This window comes from Amycolatopsis sp. A1MSW2902 (assembly GCF_017312175.1).
Classification (GTDB): Bacteria; Actinomycetota; Actinomycetes; order Mycobacteriales; family Pseudonocardiaceae; genus Amycolatopsis; species Amycolatopsis nivea.
This window is the reverse complement of sequence record NZ_QJPO01000001.1, coordinates 4,363,235-4,383,426: the sequence shown is the minus strand read 5'-3', so window position 1 is coordinate 4,383,426 and position 20,192 is coordinate 4,363,235. Positions and strand designations below refer to the sequence as shown.

The following is a 20,192-nucleotide window of genomic DNA, read 5'->3' as shown; positions in this document are numbered from 1 at the left end:
CCAGCCGTAGAGGCTGTCCGCCTCCTACCAGATGCAGGTAGACGTGGCCGTTGGGTTCGAGGTCAAGACGGACCGGGCCGAAGTGGAACGGGCCGAGGTACGGTCGGTCAGCGTCTCGAGGACTGTCGCCGTACCCGGCGCTGTACCAGATGCCGGACCGTCTCCGATATATAGATCTGTTGCCCGGAAAGGACTGCAGCGTCTCCCGGATCGCTTCGACCAGATCGAAGCCGGTCAGCAACTGCCAAGTTCAAAGACAGGCTCTTAGGGGTGTGTTCCGTCTGGTCTGCTTCGGTGGTGGCCAGGTCGGTCGTCCGGCGAGCCAGGTCCGCTCGATTGTGATCCGATCGATCCGTTCTGGCGGTACCGTCCGCGGGTCGGCCGAAATCATTGTGAGGTCAGCCAGTTTGCCTACCTCGAGTGACCCGACTTCGTGTTCCGAACGGAGCTGCCATGCCGCGTCGAGAGTGACGGCGCGAAGCGCCTCGTCGACGGTGATCCGTTCGAGAGGTCCGAGGACCTGCCTCGACTTCGCGGTTTGCCGCGTGACCGCAGCGTGGACGTTTGCTAGGGGTTCGCTCGGCGTGACCGGAACGTCATTGTGCAGGGAGATTCGCACACCGGCGTCGAGTGCGCTCCGGGCTGCGGTCCAGCTCTCGGCGCGTTCGCCGAACAGTTGCTCGACCATGACGTCGCCCCAGTACCTGACGTGTGCGAGAAAGAGTGAACACGTGACACCTAGTTGCGCTGCCCGGCGGTACTGGGCGGGTGTCATGAGGCAGCAGTGTTCCAGGCGGGTGCGGTGGTCGGGGTTGTCTGGAACCTCGGCGAGTGCACTGGCGATGGCGTCGAGCACGAGGTCTATTGCATCGTCACCCTGTGCATGCACGGCGACTTGCTCTCCCGCTCGTAAACCCGCGACGCATAGTTCCTGCACCTGTTCGGCGGTGTAGTTGCAGCAGCCGCGTCTGCCTGCGAACCCGAGTTTGCGAGTCACCGGTGTGTCGAGATACGGGAACGAGGCTGCGAACGAGCCGACCCACGGGGAGCCGTCGGCCCATAGCTTGACACCGATCTGGCGGAACAAGCTGGTAGCGCGGTGGCTGCTTGCTCTCTCACCGGTTTTGTTCGACATGCGGTAGGCCCGCACACGGACTGTCTGCTCCATTTCGCACGCCGCAGCGAGTAGTTGTTGGTGTGCCGGGTCCAGGGCTAGCTCGCCGACGGTGGTGACACCTGCCTGTGCGTACGCGGAGAACTCCTTCGCGAGCAGTGACGGCACTTCTTCCGGTGGTGCGACAAGCGGGGTACCCGCCATGATGAGTGTGGCCGGGAGTTCCTCAGCCCTGCCGGTGAGCCGCCCGTCGGCGTCGCGAATGAACCGGGAACCCTCCCAGTCTGGAGTGGACTGGTCGAGTCCGGCAGTTGCGATGGCACGGCTGTTCCCCCAGGCGCTATGAGTGCTGTTGTGCAACACCGCGAGAGGGTGGGCGGGAGCGAGTGTGTCAAGCCATTCCCGTGTGGGTTCTGGCAGACCCGGACGAAGCAATTCTTCCCAGCCGATGACGGTCAGTGGTTGTCCAGCGGGCGTTCGTGCGACTCGTTCCTTGATCGCTCGGATGACGCCCTCGGGCGTCGGGCACACAGGTGCCCGGACATCGATGACGCCGTCACCCCGGAAGGACATCCCGATCATAGGATGTCCGTGAGCTTCGACGAAGCCGGGCAGCAGGGCACGACCTTCGAGGTTTACCACTTCAGTGCTGGGGCCACGCAGGGTGAGCACGTCGGCTGAAGAGCCGACCGCGACAATCCTGCCGTCCTTGACCGCGAGAGCCTCCGCCGTTGGCCGGTTGTCATCCATCGTGATGACAGGTCCGCCCACAAAGATAGTATTGTCCACCGAGTTCACATCCTGATCAGAAGTGCGGAACCTGCAGAGAGCGCGCACGCAGTCGCGACGATTGCAAACACGAGTCCAGCCTGCCCGGTGACATCGATCAAATAGCCGACGGCAGGTTCGGCGAGGCCGGCGAAGCCGTAAGCAAACGTGTTGAGCACGCCCGTTGCGGTTCCCGTCAATTGAGGGCCGACCAGGTCGGGCACAAGCGCCCAGACTGACGCGGCAGGGCCGTATACGAGTAGTCCCGCGACGAATAGCAGCGGGATCGCCAGCAAGGTTGCTGGCGGCAGTATCCACAGCACGATCGAGACAATCGCGCCAACGGTCATGTACGTCATGATCGCGGACGAGCGTCGCGCACCGAAGATCTTGTCGGATACCCATCCGTTGGACAGCGTGCCAACGGCCATCCCGAGCGGGAGAGCAACCGCGGTCCACACAGTGCCTTCCAACACGAAATGGACTGGCGCCCAGATCAGCAGGCCGTACCTGCCCACATTGAGGAATCCGATACAGAGCCCGACCGCCCAGATCTTCACAGTACGCAGTACCGAGAAGTATCCGCGGAGAGTCCCCGCGCCCTCCGGGACAGTAGAGGCGAGCGCCGGAGGAGCGGAGACTGCAGGTGCTGGAGCAGTCGGTTCGTCCTGCGGTCGACGCGTCAGCAGCCAGACCGTAGCGCCGCCGACTATCATGAGCAGGACAGGCATACGGAACAACCAACGCCAGTTTAACGAGAATACGTCAACCAGCAAGATCGATGCCACAAAGGCGACTACGCTCGCCGAGGCTGCCGAGAATGTGTAGAAGCCGAATGCCCGGCCACGCTGCTTGGCTACGAAGGAGTCCGAGAGGAGTCGGCTCCCGCTCGGCCAGCCGAACGCCTGCAGGTAGCCGTTCGCGGCCCAGGGCAGCAGCAACGTCACTAGTCCAGTTCCAAAGCTTGTCACCCAGTTCGCCAGTGTCGAGCCGACCGCGCCGATGAGCATCCCTCGGCGTCCGCCGAATCTGTCGACTAACCCCCCGTTGACGAACTGGCCAAGTGCGTAGGCCCACAGCATCGCGGCGCTGACCCAACCGAGCGATTGTTTCGAAAGCCCGAGATCGGCTTCGATGCCGGGGATAGCGAAGCCGAAAGCTTGACGCCCGGTGTACATGAACAGATAACAGATCATGACGCCGACGAGTACGCTGGTCGCCTTTCTGCTGCGCGTCGGCCGATAAGTTGACGAAACCGGGTTCTCGTCCGGTGCCGGGCTGCCGGAATAAAGGTCCTGGGGCATGGTGACTCCTGGGATAGGACTGACACAGCCGTAGGCGCATCGCGCGCAAGCTTCACTTCGGCTGCGGAGCCGTACTTACTCCTCTGACGGTGCTGGATGATCGGACTCTGCCCTGCCGACGATCCCAGGACAGGGCCGAGCCGTGATCACGGTTTGACCGGCGCGGCGATCGGATGTGCCGCGCCTGCTCCGGCAACTGAGCTTCCCGCCCGGCTGGAGTGCCAAGACAGGGCGAGCCCGACATCGTCAGACATGCCCAGGACGGTGCCGCAGCAACGCTCGCATGTGATCACAGTTGTGGACTGTGAGTGCGATCGCCACTCTTGTCAATACAAGCCGCAGTTGTATTTAGATGTTGTTCCGAGACCTGTTATTTTCGCAGCTTGCCAAGGTCCGTGCGTCGCTGGTCAACGCGTTTGTGATGCTGAAGGTGACGAGGTCGGGGCGATAGCGGTCATCGGAGTACTCGAACGGACGCCCTGACCGATCAAGGCTCGTCCTGCGCTCTCTCAGCAGCGGCGCTCCGGTTGCGACCCTGAGTGCCTCAGCGTCGGTTTCGTCGGCTGCCACTGCGTCAAGGACGTGGCGCATGCTGGTGAACTCCACCCCTCTGGAAGTCAGGAAGTCCGTGATAGAGCCGCTGTCGGTGTCGAAGTCGAACAGCATCCGTCCGACCAGCTCGTTGAACGTGCTCCGCTCCAGCATTGTCGGTACACCGTTCAGCAGTCGTATCCTGACCAGTGAGACGATGAACTCATCCGGGTTGATGTCGAGCATCGCGGCGGTTGCCACTCCGGCTGGCTTGCGCGAGACTTCCAGTGTGCGGCTGCCTGGCGCGCGCCCCGATCGTCGGGCCCAGTGTGAAAATGGGGTGAACGTCGACAGTGTCTGGGGCGGCGTCGGACTACTGACTACGGGCGGCTTTCCACGGCTGGTCTCGATGAGGCCCTCGGTTCGAAGCATGGCAAGGGCCTGTCGTACCGGTCCGCGGCTGACCGACCACTCCCTGCATAGCGCGGACTCCGACGGTAAAGGCTCCCCAGCGGCGCGCTCGCCGGAGAGGATGTCGGCGCGCAATGCGGCCGCCAGCTGCTGATAGCGGGGAGGGAACACGCGGAGAGTCTACGGATCATGGTGCCGTGGCGGAATCAGGCTGCGTCGGCGGGCTCGTGCGAGAGGCGGCAGGCGGTGATGGCACGGAGCAAGAGGGCTGGTCACCCTCGTGGTGGTCGGCTACCTGGAAGAATGGCTTTATTGCTGGTTCGCCCCGCCGAGGCTCCGGACCGCGCGGTTCCCGGGCACTGGGAGGGAGACCTGATCATCGGTGTGGACAGTTCCGCGATCGGCACGCTGGTCGACCGGAGCACCAGGTTCACGATGCTGCTTCACCTGCCTCGCATGGACGGTCACGGCGTCGAAACGCGAGTGCACATACGGTCCCGCTTTCGCCGGCTGCGGTGCCGAGGCCGTCCGGGACGCGATCGCCTCGGCCATCGCCACGCTGCCCGAACCGCTGCGGCGGTCGTTGACGTGGGATCGCTGCAAGGAGACGGCCCAGCACGCCCGGCTGCGCATCGATACCGGCATCGAGGTCTACTTCGCCGACCCGCACAGTCCCTGTCAACGCGGTGCCAACGAGAACACGAACGGCTTGCTGCGCCGGTACTTTCCCACGGGCACCGATCTGTCCTGCTGGAGCCGTGACGAACTCGACGCTGTTGCTCCCGCTCTCAATAGCAGGCCCCGCAATGCACTTGGCTGGAAGACGCCTGCCGAAGCCCTCAACGATCAGCTGCTGTCGCTCCAGCAAGCCGGTGTTGCGACGACCGATTGATCTCAAGTTGGGTGCCACTGTCGGAGTGGAAGACCGCGCCCGGGCCGGTCAGGCCGCGGTCCGCAGCCAGGGCGATCGCGTCGCAGACGAGATCGCCGCGCATGTGCGGTGCCATGGCGTGCCCGACGATCTCGCGGGTGTGCAGGTCGAGCACGGTGGTCAGGTTGAGCCAGCCTTCCTCGGTGGGCAGGTAGGTGATGTCCCCGACCAGCCGCCTACCGGGGGCGTCGGCGGTGAAGTCGCGGCAGATCAGGTCCGGCGCCGGTGCCGGGGCCGTGGCCTTGTCCGGTCTGGTCAGCGAGCGGGGCCGGCGGCGGGTGGTCCCGGCGATGCCGCGTTCGCGCATGACCCGTTCGACCCGTTTGTGGTTGACCGGTTCGCCGCGGCGGCGCAGTTCGGCGGTGACCCGCGGGCTGCCGTAGGCGCCCTGGTGGGCGGCGTGGATCCCGGCGATCTCCCCGGCCAGCCGCTCCTCCTCCCGCGCCCGCTGTTCGCGGGCCGGGGCGGCGGCGAGCCATTCGTAGAACCCGGGACGGCGCACGTCCAGGACACGCCCGCAGCCGGGCGACGCCATACGCGGCGCGGTGTTCGGAGATGAACTGGTAGCTGCGGGTCAACGATCCATCTCCTGCGCGAAATAGGCGGCCGCTTTCCGCAGGATCTCCTTTTCCTCCTCCAGTTCCGCCACTCGCTTGCGCAACGCGCGCAGCTCCCGCTCCGCGGCGTCGCCGCCCGACGCGGCCGCCTGCTCGGCGCGGTCGGCGGCCCGCACCCACGTCCGCAGGGTCTCGTGGTTCACCCCCAGCTCACGAGCCACCCGCGCCAACGGACGAGACGACGACCGCGCCAACGCGACCGCGTCCCGCCTGAACTCTTGCGGATACTTCGACGAACCAGACACAACAACATCCTTCCACCAGGCCAAAGGCCAAGGATCAGAGTGTCCGACCCGCCGGGGGGTGTCTCTAATGACTACCGAACGAGTTGATGGGGTTCCTTTGGTCGGCCGTGTGATCCGGCGACTGGTGCTCCTGCCGCTCGTTCGGACGGGTGGGCCGGACGTGCTCGGTGGACGTCTTGGGTGTCCCTGGGCTGGTGAGCTCTCCTGATAGAGCGGCGCGACCGGCGTGTCCGCGTCCCACCCGTCCACCTGATGGGGCAGTTTGTTCGTCGTCCGAGCCCGTTCGCGCGGAGGACACCTCAGTGGCCGGGAACAGGAAGTGGGGCTGACCCGTTTTGACGGACAGGGTCGTTGAGGTGGTCAGGCTATCCGGTGGGTGGATTCGTAGGTGTTGGGGCTGAGGTAGCCGAGGCTGGAGTGCAGTCGGCGGGTGTTGTACCAGCCCTTCGATATAGCCGAAGATCGCCTTGTGCGCGGCAACCCGGGTAGGCCAGCCGCGCCGGTCGAGCAATTCCGCTTTGATGGTAGCGAAAAACGATTCGGCGACGGCGTTGTCCCAGCACTGTCCCTTACGCCCCACCGACAAACGCACGCCGTGCTCGTCGGCGAGGGCACCGAACTGGGCAGACGTGTATTGACAGCCGCGATCGGAGTGGAAGATCACCCCGGGTTCCGGTCGGCGCTGGGCGACGGCGTTGTTGAGCGCGTCGGCGATCAGGTCGGTGCGCAGGTGATCGGCGGTGGCCCAGCCGACAACGCGGCGGGAACCGAGGTCGATCACCGTGGCCAGATACAGCCAACCTTCCCAGGTGCGGATGTAGGTGATATCGCCGCACCAGCGAGTGTTGATATCGCTTGTGCTGCAGGAGAAGTCCCGCTTGATCAGATCGGCCGGAGTGTGCGCGGCCGGGTCGGGGACGGTGGTGGTGCGCCACCGTTTCGGAGCTCGTCCGGCGCGGTCGGCGGCGCGCAGGAGCCGGGCGATGCGCTTGCGGGAGTGCCGGTGCCCGCGGTGGCGCAGTTCGGCGTGCAGCCGGGGCGTTCCGTAGGTGCCGTTCGACTCGTCGTGGATCGCGGCGATCACCTCGGTCAGTTCCGCATCCTGCCGTGCGCGGGCAGACGGTCCGGCGGCGCGGTGGGCGTAGTAGGCGGCTCGGGAGACCTTCAACAGGGTGCACGCGCGCTTGACGTTGCCACCGTCGGCAGCGTTCTCCGCCTCGATGAACGGGTACACGTTCACCGGATCTCCTTCGCGAAGAAAGCTGTCGCTCGTTTGAGGATCTCCACGTCCTCCGAGAGGCGGCGGTTCTCCCGCCGCAACCGGGCCAGCTCGTTTCGTTCGTCGCTGGTCAGCCCGTCGGTGCGGGTTCCCGCGTCCAGCTCGGCCTGGGTGACCCACTGCCGGACTGCGGTCTCGGTCAGGTCGAAGTCCTTCGCGACCTGCCCCACCGAACGCTCGCCGCGCTGGCACAGCTCCACGATCTCGGCCTTGAACTCCCGCGTGAACGAACGACGAGGCCGAGGCTTCTTCTTGCCCATGGCGTCCATGATGAGGGACATCCTTCCGGAGGCACACGCCCCCTGATCTCAGGTGTCCGCCAAAACGGGGCATCCCCAGACATCAACTTCGGCGGCTGACCGGACCTGTTTCAGGTCGAACCAGGCCGAGCGTTGTCGTCAGCTGGCCTTGGGCGGCGGTGCCGGGATGGATCCGGAGCCGGCCAGTGAGCGCGCTACGAGTCAGGGCCGAGGAGCACCTGGTGTTTCCGCCGCGGTCTGCACCGTTGCGGCCGGGGGCACAGTCGTTTGTCGCGGTCGCGGAGTGGTCCTCCGGCCTCGCGGTCGTGCTCGGCGCCGATCGGTGCTGTCTGTTGGAGTCGACGATCCGCCGCCTGCTTGGCCGGCTGGATCCCGACCGGTTCGACGCCGCGATCGGCGTGTTCGTGCAGCGCTGGTGCGCTGGCGGCGCGCCTGCGGGGCGCCGCCAGCGTTCGCAGTGGATGGCGAGACCCTGCGCGGCTCGCGTCACGTCGGCACCGATGGTGTCGAGGTCGCCGTCCGGCTCCTGCTCGTGGTGATCGGCCGGCGGACCCGGGTGGGTCCGGATGTGACCGGCAACGACCCGTTCGTGAGACAGGCCCGGTGTGGTCATGCTGGGGGTGTCTGGTCATGGGCGCACGATTTCGAAGGTGCGTGCGGGTTGGTCGGTGTATCCGGCGAGTTCTGCGAGGGCGGTGAGGTCGCCGTGGGCGGTGATGCGGTTGTCGCCCAGGGCGTCGAGGAGAGGGACGGTTCCGTTGATCAGGCCGATGAGGGTGGGCCGGTCGAGTGTGATCGTTGCGTTTGCCTCTGTGTCGCGGGTCTTCGGTCGTCGTTGGATGAGGACGCCGTTGCGCAGTTCGGTGCGGACGGTTCGGTCTTCGTCGCGGATGACCCAGTCGAGGACGAGGTGCGCCTTCCACGCGCGCGGGCCGTTGACGCGGATCGCGACGCTGTCGAATATTTGTTCGATGGTCAGTGCGGACATCAGGTCGGGTGCGACTGTGTTGGTGGGCGCGCTCATGTTGTCGTTGCGCAGTTCTGTGGCGCCGGTGAGGTAGGCGCAGCGCCATGTGGCGTTCTCTGCGCCGAACGCGAGTTGCTCTAGCGCGTCGGCTTGCAGGGCGGTCGCTTCGCTGTTGTGGGGGTCGGCGAAGACAAGGTGGTTGACCACCTCTGCGACCCATCTGTAGTCGCCTTCGGCGTAGGCCTTGCGGGCGTGAGCCAGCAGCTGGTCGGCGCCGCCGGCAAGTTCGACGTAGCGCTGGGCCGCTTCGACGGGCGGGTGGGTCCACAGGTGTGCGGGGTTGCCGTCATACCAGCCCATGTAGCGCTGGTAGATGGCTTTGACGTTGTGGCTGAGCGATCCGTAGTAGCCACGGGTGTGCCATTGCGCCTCCAGGGCCGGTGGCATCTGGAGTATTTCGGCGATCTCGCTGCCGGTATGGCCCTGGTTGAGCAGGCGGACGGTCTGGTCGTGCAGATAGGCGTAGGTGTCGCGCTGTTGTTGCAGGAACTCCACGGCATGCTCGCGGCCCCATGTCGGCCAGTGGTGCGAGGCGAACAACACGTCCAGGTCGTCGCCGAACAAGTCGATCGTTTCGGTGAGGTAGCTCGCCCACATGTGGGGGTCGCGGACCGGGGCACCGCGCAGGGTGAGGATGTTGTGCATCACGTGGGAGGTGTTCTCCGCGGTGCACAAGGCCTTGTGGTCGGGGAGGTAGAAGTTCATCTCTGACGGTGCCTCGGTGCCGGGGGTGAGCTGGAAGAGGAAGTCGACGCCGTCGAGGACGATGTTCTGCCCGGTGTGGGTGATGTCGACCGTCGGGGAGACGAGGCTGATCGTTCCGGTGGAAATGGTTTGGCCCAGACCTGCACCGATCTGGCCGGTGGGCCCTTTGTCCAGCAGCGTCCCATACATGTAGGCCGACCGGCGGGCCATCGCCGGGCCGGCGAAAATGTTCTCGGCGACGGCGTGGGCGAGGAAACCGGCCGGCGCGATGATCGGAACACCGGACGCGACGTCGTCGTGGGTGACCACGCCCCGGACACCGCCGAAGTGGTCGACGTGGCTGTGGGAGTAGATCACGGCGGTGACTGGCCGGTGACCCCGGTGCTCGCGGTAGAGCGCGAGAGCGGCGGCGGCCGTCTCGGTGGAGATCAGCGGGTCGAGCACGATGACGCCGGCGTCGCCCTCGATGAAGGTGATGGTGGACAGGTCGAACCCGCGCACCTGGAAGACGCCCTCGACGACCTCGAACAGACCATCGATCTTGACCAGCTGCCCCTGTCGCCACAGGCTGGGATTCACGGTGCCAGAGCACTGTTGATCGAGGAAATCGTAGGAGCCCAGGTCCCAAACGACGCGCCCGTCAGCGGCTCGGATCTGCCGGTCAGCGCGAGTTCCGACGAAACCCCGCTGGGCGTCGCTGAAGTCCTGAACGTCGTGGAACGGGTATCTCTCGTGCGCTTGGCTGATCCGCGCCTGGGTCGCGGCGCTCGCTCGGGGTTCGTACATGTCGATTCCGCCTCCATGCGTTGTTTCCTGTCGCAAGCAACCCGGCTGCGCTACAGGCCCCACTATTTGATCATGATCTCAGCGCGTTCCACCATCGTCGATCGCCCAGGCCGCGGGGACCACTCCGGTAGGTCAAGGCAGCGTGTCAACGGCCAAGCTGCCATGGCCATGGGCACAGCGGCCGAGAGGGCCGTCGCGTTCTTGGTTGCCAACCTCGACCCTTCCGGTCGGAGCGGCCGCCGACTCCGGCATGGTCGAGATCACTTGCCACCCGCAAGATCATGGACTGTCCCCGCTTCGTTGCTGGTAGCGAGGCCTCTGCGCCCCTGCTTCGGTGCTGTTGGAGGCACGTCCGCCCGCCACCTCAATTGAAAATGATGTCGGTTTTCAGGTACGTTTCTCGGGTGCTCACGTCACAGCAGCTGCTGGCCCCTGGTGGGTGGCTGGTGGAGGCCACCTCCGGCACCACCGGACTCGGCCTAGCCCTCATCGCCGCCGAACGGGGATACAAGTTCACGGCCGTGGTGGACAACCAGGCGAGCCAGGACAAGCTGCGGGGAATGCTCGCCTATGGGGCGGAGATTTTCAACATCTCGGGCGGGCGGGATGGGCTGGCCAGCGCTGAGCGCTATGCCGCGGCCCGTCGGCTCGCGGCCGATCGCGGTGCCTACCTCACCGCGCAGGACCGCAACCCGGGCAACCCCAACGGCTGGCTACCGGGCGCTCGCCCTCGAACTGCACGACGACCTGGGCGAGAACATCCAGTACCTGTACGGGGCCGTCGGCACGGGTGGTTCGCTCTGCGGTACGGGCCGGGTCCTGCGGGAACGCATCCCGGACCTGAGGATCATCGGGGTCGAGCCGGTGGGCTCGGTCAACTTCGGCGGGGACGAAGCACACTACCACCAGTCCGGTACGGGGACCCCGGAGGTCGGGGAGATCTGCGACACCCTGGACTACAGCCTGATCGACGAAGGGATCAAGGCCGGCGACGCGGAGGCCTTCGAGACCTGTCGCTATCTGGTCCGCAACTTCGGCATCCTGATCGGCGGTTCGGCGGGGAACAGGCGATCCGGGAACGCGGTCGCCGCTGGATGGTGTCCTACCGGGGTATGTACTCGGAGAGCCTGGACGCCGTGCAGGGGATGGCGACGCTCAAGGAGTTCAACGCCAGCCGCCGGCGCGGCCGTGAGATGATCGAGAGAGGCAACGCCTTCTGCCGGGACTCGATCGGGCTGATGATCGCCTGGTGCGGTACGTCGAGCATCGCTGCGCTGCTGGTGCCGATCGGCACGACGGCTGCGCCGGTGCTCGGTGCCTGGCACACCACGATCGGCGCGGTCATCATCTCCGGGCTGTTCACGATCCTGATGCTGACCCGCGAGACCTTCCGGCCCATGAACGAGCTGGAGATCGCGTATCACGCGGCCTACTACGCCATCCCGGCCGGCTAGTCGATCGCCGACGTGCTGTGCCTGGAGGCAAAGGCGCAGGACACGGTGACCACCGCGTCCCCGCTGCGGCACAGCCCACCCAAACTGGAGTTCGCGGACGTCCGGTTCTGCTACCCGACCCGGCGGACACCGGCGCTGGACGGGTTGAGCCTGTCGGTCGCGCCCGGTGAGCGGGTGGCCGTCGTCGGCCGTTCCGGGGCGGGCAAGAGCACCTTGCTCGGGCTGTTGATGCGCTACTTCGACGTCGACGCGGGCTCGGTTCGCGTGGACGATCGGGACATCCGGGAATTCCCGCTGGTCGATCTGCGGGCGCTGATCGGCGTCGTGTCGCAAGACACCTATCTGTTCCACGGCACGATCCGGGAGAACCTGCTGCTGGCCAAGCCGGACGCCACCGACGAGGAGATCGATCGTGCGGTGGCCGCGGCGCAGGTGAGCGACTTCATCGCCCGGCTGCCGCGGGGCTTCGACTCGGTCGTCGGCGATCGTGGGCTGAAGCTGTCCGGTGGCGAGCGTCAGCGGATCGCGATCGCGCGTGCCCTGCTCAAGGACGCCCCTGTCCTCGTCCTCGACGAGCCGACGTCGAGCATCGACGCGGCGAACGAAGCCGAGATCACCCAGACGCTGACCGAGCTGACTCGCGGCCGGACGACGGTCGTGATCGCCCACCGCCTGTCCACGGTGCGCGACGCCGACCGGATCGTGGTCATGGACTCCGGCCGGGTGGTCGAGTTCGGCAGCCATCCCGACCTGTTGGCGCGCAGGGGCCTCTACGCCGAGTTCGTCGCGACCCAGACTGGAGTGCCCGCATGACGGCGACCACCCACACCCACCGGCTTCGGACACGGGCACGGTCACGGGCACGGCGATGACGCGTCGATGGTCGGGACGGTCGCTGGTCACCCCCGTCTGCGGAGCCTGTTGCCGCTGCTGGGGGAGCACCGACTGCTCATCACCGTCGCCTATCTGGCCGGGGTGCTGAACCAGCTGCTCCTGCTGGCCTCCGCGGGGATCGGCGCGTACGTGGTCGCGCGGGCGGCCGCAGACGCGACGATCGACCAGCTCAGCGGCTGGCTGATCGCGCTCGGCGCCCTGATCGTTCCGGTCGTCGTCATGAACATCGCGGACAGCACCTACGCCCACGTCGCCGCCTTCCGGGCGTTGGCCGACACCCGGGCGAAGGTGTTCGCCGCCTTCGAGCGGCTCGCCCGGTTACATGCTCGAACGCTGCTCCGGGGACCTCGGCTCCGCCGCCGTCCCCGATGTGGAACAGATCGAGCTGTTCTTCGCCCACACCCTCAGCCCGCTGGCCGTCGCCTCGGCCGTCCCGGTGGCCACCACGGTCGCGCTCGGGCTGTTCCACTGGTCGCTGGCGTGTGTCCTGCTGCCGATCCTGGTGTTGCTCGCCTCGGTCCCGGCATAGTTGCGGCGCCAGGCCGAACGGCACGGACACGAGCTGCGCGACTCCCTCGGTCAGATGAGCGCCGACAGCACCGACACCTTCCAGGGCCTACGGGAGCTGGTGAACTTCGGCGCGCACGCCCAGCGCCTCGGGCTGCTGCGCCGCCAGAGCGCCCGGCTCGCCGACGCGAAGGCCGGGCACGGCCGCCGCAGCGGTATCGAGTACGCCGCTACGGACACCATCGCGCTGCTGGGCATCCTCGCGGTGCTCGTCCTCGGCGCCCGGCTGGTCCTCGCGGGCGAACTCGACCGGGCGTTGTTCCCCGTCGCCGTCGTCCTCGCCGCGATGGCGATGCTGCCGGTGCTGAAGGTGACCGAGGTCGCCCGCGAGCTGTCCATGGTCGCCTCCTCCGCCGACCGCATCAACACCCTGCTCGACGCGCCCGCCCCGGTCACCGACCTGGTCAGCGCGCCGCCCGGCGGTCCCGTCGAGCCGTACGTCCGCTTTGACGCCGTCACCTTCGGCTACCGCAGTGACCTGCGGCCCGCCGTGCGCCACGTGAGCTTCGAGATCCGCCCGGGCGAGACCGTCGCGCTGGTGGGGCACTCCGGTGCGGGCAAGTCCACCTGAGCCAACCTCCTGCTGCGGTTCTGGGACGTCACCGACGGCACAGTGTCGGTCGGCGGGTACGACGTGCGGGACTTCCCGCAGGAGGATCTGCGCGGCCTCATGACACTGGTGCCACAGGACATCTTCTTGTTCAACACCAGCCTGCGCGACAACATCCGTCTCGGCCGGGCCGATGCCACCGACGACGAGGCGGAGGCCGCCGCCCGGGCCGCCCAGGCGCACGAGTTCATCACATCGCTACCGGACGGGGACGATACGGTCGCGGGGGAACTGGGCGCACTCATGTCCGGTGGCCAGCGGCAGCGGATCGCGATCGCGCGGGCGCTGCTGAAGAACGCCCCGATCCTCGTGATGGACGAGGCGGTGTCCAACCTCGACGCCGCGAGCGAGCAGGCGGTGACTCTCGCGACGGACGAGGCCCGGCACGACCGTACCACCATGGTCATTGCGCACCGGCTCTCGACGATCCGGACCGCGGATCGCGTCATCGTCCTCTCCAGTGGCCGGGTCGTCCAGACCGGGACGCACGAGGAACTCGTCGCCGCCGGCGGAGCCTACATCGACCTGCTCGCCTCGCAGCTCGACGGATCCGCGGTGGCGGATTCTTGACCGGTACACCGAACATCAGGACCTCTGAACGTCACGACAAGGAGCGGATCGTGGATCCGACGATCTCGAACACATCGGGCTTCCTCTACCGCAGCCCGGAGCTGTACGACGTGGTCTATCGATTCGACCCCGTCGGTATCCGGTTGATGAAGATGTGCCACGACATGCTGGTGCAGAACGGCAAGGAGGCGCCAGGCTCGGTTCTCGACCTGGGCTGTGGCACCGCGTTCAAGTCGGCCTACCTGCATGATGCCGGGTATGAATGCGTCGGCGTCGACTACCTTGAGCCGATGATCGCCTATTACGCGGCGCGAGTATCCGCTGATGCGGTTCGAGGTGGGCGACATCCGCGACGTCTGGGTGGGGCGCGAGTTCGATGTGATCACCTGCCTGGGGTGGGTGCTCGAGAACGTTCACCCGGTGGCCGACATCGAACGGTCGATGGCGACGTTCGCAGCGTACGCGACGGAGGGCACGCTGCTGGTGCTGGGCCTGCACAACCCCATCGGTGACCTGGCGGGGCTGGGCGCGCGGAGCACGTTCACCATCGATCAGGAGAACTTCACGGCAACAGGGGAGGCTTCGTTCACTGTCGATCGTCGCCGGCAGATCCTCACCCGGCATCTGACCTGGACGTTGTCGACGGGCGCCGCGGAGGAGGAGGTGACCAGCTATCGCCTGTTCTTCCCGATGGAACTCGAGCACTATCTGGTCTCGCACGGATTTGGGGATGGCACCATGTACGACAACATCGAGATGGATCCGTCGAAGCTGTACCCCAACTGGCCAGCACGCAGCGCGCGATGGTGGCCGACGCGGAGAAGACGGCCGCGGCGCGCCCGACGAAGCCCACCATCGCCTACCTGTACTCCGTCTTCAACGGCTAACCCTGGGTCGCGGGCGGCACGGGGATCCCCGCCAACATCAGCCACCTGCTCGGCACCACGAACGTCTTCGACGACATCCCGAGCGACTTCGCGCAGGTCAGCGGGGACCAGGTCACCGCCCGCGACCCGTCGATCATCGTGCTCGCCGACCTGCCCGACCGGGGCGAGCAGGGGGACTCCGCGGCAGAGAAGATCCAGATGCTGACCTCTGACCCGGTGCTCAAGCAGCTGGGCGCGGTTCGCGCCGGACGCTTCGTGACCGTCCCCGGTCCTGAGCTCGAGGCGACCGTCCACAGCGTGAAGGCACTCACGGTGATCGGCGACGGTCTGGAGAAATTGGGATGACCACCACCGAGAACACGACCGCCGCTCCAACGACCGAGCTGCGGCGCGCCGCGACACCTGCGTGGGTGCTGTTCGCCGGCGGTCTCGTCGTGCTGGTGCTGTCGGTCGGGGTCGCGGGCGGTGTCGGCGCCAACGGTGTCGGTCTGCCGGAGCTGGTGCACGCGGTGGGTGTCCGGTTCGGGCTGTCGGTGGAGCCGCTGCCCCGGCTGCTCGACTCGCTGATCTGGCAGTTGCGCGTACCGCGGGTGCTGTTGGCGGCGCTGGTCGGCGCGATGCTGGCCGTGTCCGGCACCGTGTTGCAGGGCCTGACCGGCAACACGCTGGCCGATCCGTACCTGCTCGGCGTGTCCAACGGCGCCTCCGCATGTGCTGTCGGGGTGACCGTGCTCGGCCTCGGTGGTACCGCGCTCGGACTGTCGGGCGGGGCGCTGCTGGGCGCGCTGCTGTCTTTCGGGCTGATGATCCTGTTGCTGCGCGGCAGCATGCGGACGGTCCGCATCGTACTCACCGGTGTCGTCGTCGGACAGCTTTTCGCCGCGCTCGCCTCGCTGCTTATCATGGCCTCGGCCGACGCCGAGACCACCCGCACCATCACCTACTGGCTGCTGGGCTCGATAACCTCCGCCCGCTGGGACTCGGTCGTCCTCTGCGCGCTCGCCTGCGTCGTCGTGCTGGTGGGCTGCTGGTCCCGGGCCCAGGCCCTCGACGCGTTCTCCTTCGGGGAGGACACCGCCGAGTCGCTCGGCATCAGCGTGCGCGCCACCCGCGTATCGCCGCGCTCGTCCTCACCGCGCTGCTGACCTCGGTGGCGGTGGCGTCGGTCGGTGCCATCGGCTTCGTCGGCCTCATCGTCCCGCACGCCGCCCGGTTCGTGGTCGGGCCCCGGCACCGGGTGCTCATCCCGTTCGCCGCCATCGTGGGCGCATTGTTCCTGGTGTGGACCGATGCGTTGGCGCGGGTTGCGCTGGCCCCGCGGGAGGTGCCGGTCGGTGTCGTAGTGGCGAGGTGCTGGGGCTGGTGGGGCCGAACGGCTCCGGAAAGTCCTCGCTCCTGAGATGCCTGGCAGGTCTTCGCAAGCCGGAGGGAGGTGCCGTTCGCTACGACGGAGTCGACATCAAGGACTGGGGAAGTCCGCGGATCGCGCGCCAGCTCGCGTTCGTGGACCAGTACGCGATCTCAGAAAGCGACCTGCTCGTCGCCGATGTCGTTGAGCTCGGCCGGACACCGTTCCGCGCCACCTGGCGCGGCCACGACCACCGCGACGCCGCCATCGTGAACGGCGCGCTGGAACGCATGGGCCTGAACGACCTGCGCGCCCGCGCCTGGAACACGCTCTCCGGCGGCGAGTGCCAACGCACCCACATCGCCCGTGCGCTCGCCCAGGAACCCTCCGCCATCCTGCTCGACGAACCGACCAACCACCTCGACATCCGCCACCAGCTCGACCTCATGCGCCTGCTCGCCAAAGCCGAATGGACCGCCGTGGTCGTCCTGCACGACCTATCATTGGCAGTCCGCTTCTGCGACCAGCTGGCACTCATGAACCACGGCACAGTGGTGGCGGCGGGCAGCCCGAGCGACGTCCTCACCCCCGACCGGGTACGCGAGGTGTTCGGTGTCGAGGTCGAGGTCGGACCTGAGGTTCCCCCGTCGGGTCGGACACTCTGATCCTTGGCCTTTGGCCTGGTGGAAGGATGTTGTTGTGTCTGGTTCGTCGAAGTATCCGCAAGAGTTCAGGCGGGACGCGGTCGCGTTGGCGCGGTCGTCGTCTCGTCCGTTGGCGCGGGTGGCTCGTGAGCTGGGGGTGAACCACGAGACCTTGCGGACGTGGGTGCGGGCCGCCGACCGCGCCGAGCGGGCGGCGGAGTCCGGCGGCGAGACGGCCGAGCGGGAGCTGCGCGAGTTGCGGAAGCGAGTGGCGGAGCTGGAGAAGGAAAAGGAGATTCTGCGGAAAGCGGCCGCGTATTTCGCGCAGGAGATGGATCGTTGACCCGCAGCTACCGGTTCATCTCCGCCCACCGCGGCGTCTATGGCGTCGCCCGGCTGTGCCGTGTCCTCGATGTGCGCCGTCCCGGGTTCTACGAGTGGCTCGCCTCCGCGGCGGCCCGCGAACAGCGAGCCGTCGCGGAGGACCGGCTGGCCGGGGAGATCGCCGGGATCCATGCCGCCCACCAGGGTGCTTACGGCAGCCCGAGGATCACCGCGGAGCTGCGCCGCCGCGGCGAAACGGCCAACCACAAGAGAGTCGAACGGATCATGCGCGAGCGCGGCATTGCCGGGAACACCCGGCGCAAACCCCGGTCGCTGACCCGCCAGGACAAGACCGCGGCCCATGCTCCGGATCTGATCGGCCGCGACTTCACCGCCGACGCTCCCGGCCGGCGGCTGGTCGGGGACATCACCTACCTGCCCACCGAGGAAGGCTGGCTTTACCTGGCGACCGTGCTCGACCTGCACACCCGCGAAATCGTCGGACACGCCCTCGCGCCGCACATGCGCGCCGACCTGGTCTGCGACGCGATCGCCCTGGCCGCGGACCGCGGCCTGACCGTTCCGGGCGCGGTGTTCCACTCCGACCGCGGCACCCAATACGCCTCAACAGAGTTCCGCGACACCCTGACCGCACACGGGATCCGGGCGTCGATGGGCAGGACCGGGTCCTGCTACGACAACGCCGCCGCCGAATCCTTCTTCGCCACCCTCAAAACCGAAATCGGCACCCGCTCCTGGACCACCCGCAACCACGCACGCAAAGCCGTTTTCGCCTACCTCGCCTACTACAACCACCACCGCCTCCACTCCACACTCGACTACCGCACACCCCACGAAACCCGTCAGAGCTATCGTCACCACCACGCCCACGCGGCATAAAACCCGGTGTCCGGCCCCCGGGGGAAACCTCACAGAGTGGTCAACTGCGGGCGTTGCCATTCGCCGACGCCGATCCCGTCGCAGCCAACGATGGAAAGGTCGTCGGGAATACGGATTCCATGCAAGTCGGCAGCGGACAGCATGCCAATCGCAACGATATCGCTGCCGACGAATACCGCGGTCGGAGATTCACCAGAACGTACCAGTCGCGGGAATGTGCTCGCACCGAACTGCTCGGTATACGGACCGTGGAGAACAAGTTCTTCGTGCATGCACAGGCCGGCGTCCGCCATCGCGTCCCGATAGCCGTGAGCACGATCTCGCGTCGTCGAGAGTTCGACTGGACCGGCGACGTGCGCAATTTTGCGGTGTCCCAGCTGCGCGAGGTAGGTAGTTGCCTGGTAGGCACCTCCGTAGTTGTCGACTGAACTTGTATCGGCCGTCGAAGTGCCCGATATCTCCTCGCCAACCACGACGACGGGCAACCCGTTTTCGATCGCCCGGGCTAGGTTCTCGTTCTCTCGATGCATTCCGACGTAGATCAGGCCGTCGATGGTGTTGCTGCCGGCTACGAAATAGCTCAAGGCGGCTTCACGCCGGGATTCGAGACCACTGACGCCGATAAGAAGCGAAACACCGTTCGCCGCGGCCGCGGTCGCGGCCGCTTCGGTCAACTCGGCGAAGAACGGGTTAACCAGTTCGGGCACTATCATCGCAATCACAACGTTCTGCGTTGCCTTCAGCGGCTTACGATCACGGACCGTTGCGGACACCTCGTAGGGGAGCTCACGCACCGCCTCGTCGATCCGCGCTGCGGTCTCAGGGTTGACGTTCAACTGTCCACGCAAGTATCGAGACACGGTGGATACGGACACCTTGGCGCGTTGCGCAACGTGGCTCAGTGCCATTGGTGCACCTCTTTCGTGGTTTGCGAGCTCTAGCAACGACGACTTTTGTGTTCACGGGGCCGGGCGATGACTGGGCTAGTCTTGATGTTGCGCAACTGTTTGATTACCGTTCCGCAACGGGTGTCTCAGTGCTGTCAGGAGGGGGCAGGAGTGGTCCAGGTCGAGTCTCCGCCGGAGCGCGCACATCTTGTCGCGCACCGGGGTCCACGCCCTACCGAGGCCGACTTCTGGAAAACCTTGCGCAACACGGATGTATGCGATGTGGAGGCCTCCTCCGGCATCGATGCCGACTTCGGACCTTGTCCGCTGCGGGCCGAATGGGTCTGGACTGGCGGGCAACTGAGTTCTCCGGGTCTGCCAACAATCACCTACGACACAACACTCGCCGAAAAGGATAGCCTTCCGGCCCCGACCTTGCCTTATCCGCATCCAAGCCGCATGCCCCGGATGCGGATCAACCGAGCTGTCTACGGGTTCTCTTCGGCACCGTCCTGGCAGGTACGTGAGGTCCGAGACGGCGCTACGGTCGGCATCGTTGGCCCGGAGTGGTGCACTGGTAGTGATCTTCGTCTTCGCCTCGGACGGCACGCTCAGCGACCCGCCAGAACAGGCTGCTCTTCGGAGGCTGCCGAGGGGTCGTCGGCCGATCTCGTATCGCCTGGCTGCAGCACCCCAAGGTTGGCCCTCACCGCCGCGACCATTCAACTGGGGCCTGATAATCCAGCCCGGACGTTGTCCGGTTGACCGGTAGAAATCTGTGTGTCTTGGCCGTGAGGCGAGCGCACACGGTTCGATGAATCGGGGAGGGTTCATGAAAGACGAAGCCACGGGGCCGCCCGTGAACAGGGAAACCGAGTGGTTCGAGCTCAGCAGCGTGCGAGTGGTGCAGATCGCCGACCTGCATCCAGCGGATTCGCCCCGGGTGAACGGCGAAGACGATGACCATGTCCGCGCGATCTCTCAGCTCAGGTGTTCGTGGCCGCCTATCGTGGTCCATCGGCCCACCATGCGGGTGATCGACGGGATGCACCGGCTGCGCGCGGCGGCTTCGGTCGGCCGGGCCACCATCGAAGCAAGGTTCTTCGACGGAACGGCGGAGGACGCGTTC

Annotated in this window: 21 protein-coding genes and 3 pseudogenes; 13 read left to right on the top strand and 11 right to left on the bottom strand. The window is 66.5% G+C overall.

Annotated features, from left to right (window positions below; genetic code table 11):
• Window positions 1–250: 250 nt before the first annotated feature.
• From DMP23_RS20085 to DMP23_RS20075, 3 genes are all read right to left on the bottom strand, one after another.
• Entirely contained in the window at window positions 251–1,912 is a 1,662-nt protein-coding gene (locus tag DMP23_RS20085) for an amidohydrolase (RefSeq protein WP_337822086.1), read from the bottom strand.
• Window positions 1,909–3,186: an MFS transporter gene (locus tag DMP23_RS20080; RefSeq protein WP_337822085.1), complete on the bottom strand. Its 1,278-nt coding sequence runs from the start codon at window positions 3,184–3,186 to the stop codon at window positions 1,909–1,911. The genes DMP23_RS20085 and DMP23_RS20080 overlap by 4 nt, the downstream gene beginning before the upstream one ends.
• Window positions 3,187–3,534: 348 nt before the next feature.
• Window positions 3,535–4,299, bottom strand: coding sequence for a GntR family transcriptional regulator (locus tag DMP23_RS20075; protein ID WP_337822084.1), 765 nt, complete (start codon window positions 4,297–4,299; stop codon window positions 3,535–3,537).
• 150 nt (window positions 4,300–4,449) lie between these two features.
• On the opposite strand from DMP23_RS20075, the pseudogene DMP23_RS20070 reads away from it, so the two are divergent.
• A pseudogene (locus DMP23_RS20070) lies at window positions 4,450–5,020 on the top strand (IS30 family transposase); the annotation flags it as partial.
• On the opposite strand, the gene DMP23_RS20065 reads toward DMP23_RS20070, so the two are convergent.
• The 5 genes from DMP23_RS20065 to DMP23_RS20045 form a co-directional block, all read right to left on the bottom strand.
• Window positions 4,968–5,594 (bottom strand): IS3 family transposase, encoded by a 627-nt coding sequence (locus DMP23_RS20065; RefSeq protein ID WP_337822083.1) that lies wholly within the window; start codon window positions 5,592–5,594, stop codon window positions 4,968–4,970. The pseudogene DMP23_RS20070 and the gene DMP23_RS20065 sit on opposite strands and share 53 nt — an antisense overlap.
• A 39-nt stretch (window positions 5,595–5,633) precedes the next feature.
• The gene (locus DMP23_RS20060; protein ID WP_337822082.1) at window positions 5,634–5,921 is read right to left on the bottom strand and encodes a transposase; all 288 of its coding nucleotides are present in this window, start codon (window positions 5,919–5,921) and stop codon (window positions 5,634–5,636) included.
• Between the two features lie 64 nt (window positions 5,922–5,985).
• Window positions 5,986–7,161: an IS3 family transposase gene (locus DMP23_RS20055; RefSeq protein WP_337822081.1), complete on the bottom strand. Its 1,176-nt coding sequence runs from the start codon at window positions 7,159–7,161 to the stop codon at window positions 5,986–5,988.
• A complete protein-coding gene (locus tag DMP23_RS20050) occupies window positions 7,158–7,469 on the bottom strand; it encodes a transposase (protein ID WP_443111278.1) in 312 nt (103 codons plus the stop codon). Before DMP23_RS20050 ends, DMP23_RS20055 begins: the two co-directional genes overlap by 4 nt.
• Before the next feature lie 619 nt (window positions 7,470–8,088).
• On the bottom strand, window positions 8,089–9,978 hold the full coding sequence (locus DMP23_RS20045; protein ID WP_337822080.1) for an alkyl/aryl-sulfatase: 1,890 nt from the start codon (window positions 9,976–9,978) through the stop codon (window positions 8,089–8,091).
• Window positions 9,979–10,259: 281 nt separating this feature from the next.
• Here DMP23_RS20045 and DMP23_RS48060 point away from each other — a divergent pair.
• The 4 genes and pseudogenes from DMP23_RS48060 to DMP23_RS20030 form a co-directional block, all read left to right on the top strand.
• Window positions 10,260–10,628 (top strand): annotated as a pseudogene (locus DMP23_RS48060) (pyridoxal-phosphate dependent enzyme); the annotation flags it as partial.
• Entirely contained in the window at window positions 10,549–11,175 is a 627-nt protein-coding gene (locus tag DMP23_RS20040; RefSeq protein ID WP_337822079.1) for a pyridoxal-phosphate dependent enzyme, read from the top strand. The pseudogene DMP23_RS48060 and the gene DMP23_RS20040, both read left to right, overlap by 80 nt.
• Window positions 11,124–11,432 carry a hypothetical protein gene (locus DMP23_RS20035; RefSeq protein ID WP_337822078.1) on the top strand — a complete coding sequence of 103 codons (309 nt, stop codon included), beginning with the start codon at window positions 11,124–11,126 and terminating at the stop codon, window positions 11,430–11,432. Before DMP23_RS20040 ends, DMP23_RS20035 begins: the two co-directional genes overlap by 52 nt.
• Before the next feature lie 45 nt (window positions 11,433–11,477).
• Window positions 11,478–12,245: an ABC transporter ATP-binding protein gene (locus tag DMP23_RS20030; RefSeq protein WP_337822077.1), complete on the top strand. Its 768-nt coding sequence runs from the start codon at window positions 11,478–11,480 to the stop codon at window positions 12,243–12,245.
• A 149-nt stretch (window positions 12,246–12,394) separates the two neighbouring features.
• Here DMP23_RS20030 and DMP23_RS20025 read toward each other — a convergent pair whose 3' ends face one another.
• Window positions 12,395–12,553 (bottom strand): hypothetical protein, encoded by a 159-nt coding sequence (locus DMP23_RS20025; RefSeq protein WP_337822076.1) that lies wholly within the window; start codon window positions 12,551–12,553, stop codon window positions 12,395–12,397.
• Window positions 12,554–12,648: 95 nt separating this feature from the next.
• Here DMP23_RS20025 and DMP23_RS20020 point away from each other — a divergent pair, with 95 nt between their 5' ends.
• The 3 genes and pseudogenes from DMP23_RS20020 (at window position 12,649) to DMP23_RS20010 (ending at window position 14,585) form a co-directional block, all read left to right on the top strand.
• Entirely contained in the window at window positions 12,649–12,855 is a 207-nt protein-coding gene (locus tag DMP23_RS20020; RefSeq protein ID WP_337822075.1) for a hypothetical protein, read from the top strand.
• 54 nt (window positions 12,856–12,909) lie between these two features.
• Window positions 12,910–14,073: pseudogene (locus tag DMP23_RS20015) on the top strand (ABC transporter ATP-binding protein).
• A gap of 50 nt (window positions 14,074–14,123) precedes the next feature.
• Complete coding sequence (locus DMP23_RS20010) at window positions 14,124–14,585, top strand: methyltransferase domain-containing protein (RefSeq protein WP_337822074.1); 462 nt, start codon at window positions 14,124–14,126, stop codon at window positions 14,583–14,585.
• A gap of 371 nt (window positions 14,586–14,956) precedes the next feature.
• Here the strand turns inward: DMP23_RS20010 and DMP23_RS20005 are convergent, their stop codons facing one another.
• A complete protein-coding gene (locus DMP23_RS20005) occupies window positions 14,957–15,097 on the bottom strand; it encodes a hypothetical protein (RefSeq protein WP_337822073.1) in 141 nt (46 codons plus the stop codon).
• 1 nt (window position 15,098) lies between these two features.
• Between DMP23_RS20005 and DMP23_RS20000 the strand changes: the two genes are divergently transcribed.
• The 5 genes from DMP23_RS20000 (at window position 15,099) to DMP23_RS19975 (ending at window position 18,176) form a co-directional block, all read left to right on the top strand.
• The gene (locus DMP23_RS20000) at window positions 15,099–15,305 is read left to right on the top strand and encodes a hypothetical protein (RefSeq protein ID WP_337822072.1); all 207 of its coding nucleotides are present in this window, start codon (window positions 15,099–15,101) and stop codon (window positions 15,303–15,305) included.
• Window positions 15,302–16,105 (top strand): FecCD family ABC transporter permease, encoded by an 804-nt coding sequence (locus DMP23_RS19995; protein ID WP_337822071.1) that lies wholly within the window; start codon window positions 15,302–15,304, stop codon window positions 16,103–16,105. The genes DMP23_RS20000 and DMP23_RS19995 overlap by 4 nt, the downstream gene beginning before the upstream one ends.
• A gap of 5 nt (window positions 16,106–16,110) precedes the next feature.
• The gene (locus DMP23_RS19990) at window positions 16,111–16,359 is read left to right on the top strand and encodes an iron chelate uptake ABC transporter family permease subunit (RefSeq protein WP_337822070.1); all 249 of its coding nucleotides are present in this window, start codon (window positions 16,111–16,113) and stop codon (window positions 16,357–16,359) included.
• Entirely contained in the window at window positions 16,323–16,973 is a 651-nt protein-coding gene (locus DMP23_RS19985) for an ABC transporter ATP-binding protein (protein ID WP_337822069.1), read from the top strand. The genes DMP23_RS19990 and DMP23_RS19985 overlap by 37 nt, the downstream gene beginning before the upstream one ends.
• Window positions 16,974–17,007: 34 nt before the next feature.
• A protein-coding gene (locus tag DMP23_RS19975) for an IS3 family transposase (RefSeq protein ID WP_443111277.1) occupies window positions 17,008–18,176 on the top strand; the annotation gives its coding sequence in 2 pieces (ribosomal slippage) (window positions 17,008–17,274 and window positions 17,277–18,176; 1,167 coding nt in all).
• 29 nt (window positions 18,177–18,205) lie between these two features.
• Here DMP23_RS19975 and DMP23_RS19970 read toward each other — a convergent pair.
• Window positions 18,206–19,084 carry a LacI family DNA-binding transcriptional regulator gene (locus tag DMP23_RS19970; protein WP_337822066.1) on the bottom strand — a complete coding sequence of 293 codons (879 nt, stop codon included), beginning with the start codon at window positions 19,082–19,084 and terminating at the stop codon, window positions 18,206–18,208.
• Window positions 19,085–20,192: the final 1,108 nt, after the last annotated feature.